The organism is Streptomyces litchfieldiae (assembly GCF_031845365.1).
In the GTDB taxonomy this organism is placed as follows: domain Bacteria; phylum Actinomycetota; class Actinomycetes; order Streptomycetales; family Streptomycetaceae; genus Streptomyces; species Streptomyces litchfieldiae.
In genome coordinates this window covers 1-470 of record NZ_JAVREL010000093.1, presented here as the reverse complement: position 1 = coordinate 470, position 470 = coordinate 1, and the positions used below count along the sequence as shown (strand labels likewise).

1 protein-coding gene is annotated in these 470 nt (G+C 60.9%); it reads right to left on the bottom strand.

Annotated elements, in window-relative coordinates; genetic code table 11:
- The coding region (locus tag RM590_RS35535) for a DUF1254 domain-containing protein (protein WP_311708946.1) at positions 1 to 434 on the bottom strand (434 nt) is incomplete at its 3' end.
- Between the last annotated feature and the right edge of the window lie 36 nt (positions 435 to 470).

Genomic DNA, 470 nt, shown 5'->3' with positions numbered 1-470 from the left:
ACGTTGGTGTAGCCGTCGAGCATCGGGAACAGGTAGTAGCGGTCGTGCGCCTCAGGCAGGCTAAGCACCCACGGCTCGTCTTTGACGTCGATGAATCCGTTGGTGTACAACGTGTCGGCGTTGGGTGCCGTCACGTCGCGGAACTGCGCGTTGGGGTACTCGCGCATCCGCATCAGCTGCCCCATCGGAGCGCGTGGACCGTCGACCTTTTCCACGTTGGTCATGACCCGCCGTGTCATCTCGATCGTGACGAGCGAGTAGCCGTAGACGTACGCATCCATGGCGATGGCCTTGGCTTCCTCGGGGGTCAGTTCTCCAGACCCGGATTGACCGGACTTCTCCTGTGACAACGGCGAACATGCCAGCGTGGTCATCATCAACACCATCGCGCTGAGCGCGACCAGCCATTTGGCCGCGCGTCGATTCTTCTTCACGAAAAGCCGTTCCTTTCTTCGGATTCTGCCCGCAGG